Origin of the sequence: Rudaea sp., assembly GCF_036383415.1 — a bacterium.
GTDB lineage: Bacteria > Pseudomonadota > Gammaproteobacteria > Xanthomonadales > Rhodanobacteraceae > Rudaea.
Map to the genome: position 1 here is coordinate 1 of NZ_DASVOK010000315.1, position 3,630 is coordinate 3,630.

A 3,630-nucleotide genomic window follows, 5' to 3' on the forward strand; every position below is an offset into this window, starting at 1 on the left:
CAAGAAGCACTACATCGACCACCGCATCAACTCGATCCAGGAATACCTGGCCAAGCACATCCGCAACAAGTACGAGATGTTCGACGTCAACGTGTACCAGGAAAACATCTTCCACACGAAGATGCACGTGAAGGAGTTCGATCTCGAAACTTACTTGTTCGAGGCGCATGCCAAGGACCTGTCGTTCAAGGAACGCCTGCGCATCGAGTCGGTGCTCAAGCGTGAGATCGAGGAGTTGTTCCACGGGCGCAATCTGTCCTGATCGCTTCGGCGCGATTCGTCGCGCTTGGCTTGGCCCTGCCATTCCCGTCTTCACGGAGACGACGAGCAACAGCGAAAGTGCGCGCGAAGCGCGCAGGTCACTGTAGCGTGAAATCCACCCGAGTCGTCTTGCCCTGGTCGTCGATGCCCTTGGGCGTCAGCTGCGGCGCGAGCGTCCACAGGCGGCGGTCTTCGACCTTGCCGTGGAGGAAGCCGACGACGTGGCCGGCGCGGCGCTCGGCGAGGTGCAGCATCGAGCCGTCGTCGATCGTGACGTTCGCTTCGAGCAGGCGGCGCATTTCCTCGGGCGGCTGCGATTTGGTCAGCCAGACCAGCGTTTTTTCCTTCGGGAACTTGGCGTGCTTGTATGCGGCCTCGAGATACTTGTCCGTGTCGGCCGGCGAGAGGGGCGCCGCAGCGACCTCGTCGCCGTGGTCGTGCGCATATTCGCTGCGGATCAGTTCGTCGACGGTGACGCGGCGCAATCCGTCGATGTCGAGTGCAGGATCGGTGCGCCCGACGATGCCGAGGTTGAGTGATGGTTTCTCTCCGAGGATCTTCGCGATCTGCGCGAGCTTGGCCTCGGCTGCCGCATCGAGCCGATCGGCACCGGGCGCGAATTCGACGAAGCCGAGATCGGCGCCGGGGCCGTCGCCGTCGCCCTTGAACGCCGCAGCGAGCAAGCGGAACGGCGCAGTCGCGGCCTTCGCGATCATGCCGGCGAACGCGCGCCAGACCATGCCGCCGAGCGAGAACTGCGGATCGTCGAGCGAGCCCGACACGGGCACGTTGACGTCGATCACGCCGTTCGAATCCTTGAGCAGGGCGACGGCGAGCTTGACCGGCAGATGGCTCACGCCGGGATCCTTGTTCTCCTCGCCGAAGGTGAGCTGGTCGATGGTGAGATGGTTGTCGGCCTTGAGCTTGCCCTGGTCGAGCAGATAATTCACGTCGGCGTTGAGACGGCCCTTGATGATCGGATAGCCGGTGTACTTGACCGAATACGCGGACAGGTGGGTCAGCTCGACGCTGTCGGCCTTGCCCTTGATCTCGACGTAGGCGACCGGCGTGAGCGGATTGATCTTGCCGTCGATGTCGACCTGCGCGTTGTCGTCGAGCAGGCCGCGCAGGGTGACTTCGGCGGGAGGTGTTGCGGCGGCCGTGCCGAATGCGCCGATCTTGCCGGACAGCTGGGTGATGTTCGCGGTGTAGTTCGGCTTGACGAAATTGTCGGTGTAGTTGAGATGGCCACGCGACAAGGTGATCTGGCCGACCTGGATGGCCGCGGCGGGCTTCGCCGCTTCGGGTTTGGGCGCGGGTGTCGCGGCCTGCGCCGCGGGTGCCGGATTCGACGGGCCTTCGACGCGTGTGACCGACACCGGCGTCGCCGCGTTCGCACCGGCGATGTCGCTGAGATTGAGCTTGCCGTTCGCGTTCATGATGACGCGTGCGTAGAAATCGGACAGCGCGATGTCGCCGAGCTTGAGCTGCATCGGCGCGGCGCCGTTCTGCGCGTAGTCGATCGCGCCGATGTTGAGCGCACGGCAACTGGCGAAGTCGTCGCCGGTCAGCTTGTCGAGCACGCGCAGGCGGCCCAGCGTGACGCGGCCGCGGTACGCCGTCTTCGCCGGCGTGGTTGCGGCATAGCGCAGTTCGCCATCGCTGGTCAGCAGCGCGGAGGCTACGCGCACGTTGAGCGGCACGTCGGCATAGGCGGTCATGCCGGCGATGTCGAGTTCGCGCGTCTTCAACTTGAGATCGACATCGAACAGGGCCGGCTTGATGCTGCCGTTGACCTCGAAACCGCCCTGGCCGATCGCGCCGCTCAACGCGAGCTTGAGCGGTTGTTTCATGTCTTCGCTCAGGCCGGTGACGTCGCCCTTGATCGCCTCGACCGCAATCCGCGTCGGCTTCGGTGTCGTGTGATCCTCGATCGTCGCGCCGGCGTCATCGAGGACAAGGCGCGCGACGCTCCATTTCCACGGTTGCACGGGTTTGGCGGACTTCGCCGCGGCCGCGGTTTTCGTTGCTGGCTCGTTGCCGATCAGGCTGGCGAGGTCGATCCTGCCGTCGCGTTCGCGTCGCGCGTTGACGCGTAATCCGTGCATGACGACATCGCCCTGGTGTACTTCGCCCGCGGCGAGGTCGAATTTCAGCAGCGCGAGGTCGAGCGCCTTCCATGCGATCGCCGGCTCCTTCGCATCCTTGAGGCCGATCGCGACGTCGCGCAGCGTCGATTTCGCCGGTTCGACATGCAGGTTGAACAGGCCTTTCCAGTCGGCGACGAAACTGCCCTCGGTGTCGAAGGTACCGCCGCGGATCGTCGCACGGCTGCCGGCCGGCAGCGCGAACGGCTGCAGCGGCGCGATGCCGACATTCTTCGCGCTCAGCTTGCCGGCGTAGCGGCTCGCGGCCAGATCGAGCTTGCCGTGTGTGGCGAGGTCGCCGCCGTTGTGTTTCGCGCTCACCTCGACGGCCGCGGTCGTGCCCTTGGTCGTATCGAGGCCGCTGACCGAGCCGGAGAGGTTGTCGATCGTCACGGTTGCATCCGCCAGTGTCTCGTCGACATAGTCGAAGCGGCCCGCGACGAGACCGAGATGGGCGATCGCGAATTCGCTTTCCGGAGCCTTGTCGCCCGCCGGCTTGGGCTTTGCGTACAGTGCATCGAAATTGCTGCGCCCGCCCGGCCGCGCGACATAGCGCAGTTTCGCGTGATCGAGATTGACGTTGTCGAAACGGTAGCGTGAGATCAGCGGTTCGACGTCGGCGAACGAGGCGATCACGCGGCTGGCTTCGACGATCGAAGTCTTGGCCTTGTCGGTCATCGCGAAATCGTCGAGCACGATCGCGCCGTCGATGCGCAACTGCCGCGCCGCCTTGTCCTGCACGAAATGCGCGCGCACGCTGCCGGAAACGAGGCCCTTCGGAATCGCAACCGGCAGCTCGGACGGCACGTAGGCGAGATATTGCGGCAGGTCGAGGCGGTCGAGGGTGAGGTCGATCGTCGATTCGAGACTGTCCTTGAACGGCTTGGTCTGGCCTTCGATGCGCAGCGGCCGGCCGTCGATGCGCGCGGCGAGCAATGGCTGCACGAACACGTCGACATCGCTCGGGAGGTTGGCGAGGAACGGGATGCCGATTTCGATGTCCTCGACGCGATGGCTCGCATTCGTCGGCTTGTCGTCGAAGCGGATCTCGCCGCGGTGCACGCTGATGTTCGACAGCGAGAAGCGCGCGGGTTCGGGCGGCGGTGCCTTCGCGTCGGCTGACGGTCGCGCGGCGGGCGCTCCGTCCTGTTTTGCCGGCGGGCCCGCAAAACGGTCGATCAGGTCGGAGAAATTGAAGCGCCCATCGGCAGTGCGTGCGAGC

Annotated in this window: 1 protein-coding gene and 1 pseudogene; one reads left to right on the top strand and one right to left on the bottom strand. The window is 65.0% G+C overall.

What is annotated here, in order from left to right:
- A pseudogene (locus tag VF497_RS11835) lies at nucleotides 1–262 on the top strand (S-adenosylmethionine decarboxylase); the annotation flags it as partial.
- A gap of 97 nt (nucleotides 263–359) precedes the next feature.
- On the opposite strand, the gene VF497_RS11840 reads toward VF497_RS11835, so the two are convergent.
- Nucleotides 360–3,630 (bottom strand): DUF748 domain-containing protein (locus tag VF497_RS11840; protein WP_330888935.1); only part of this gene is annotated, 3,271 nt, incomplete at its 5' end.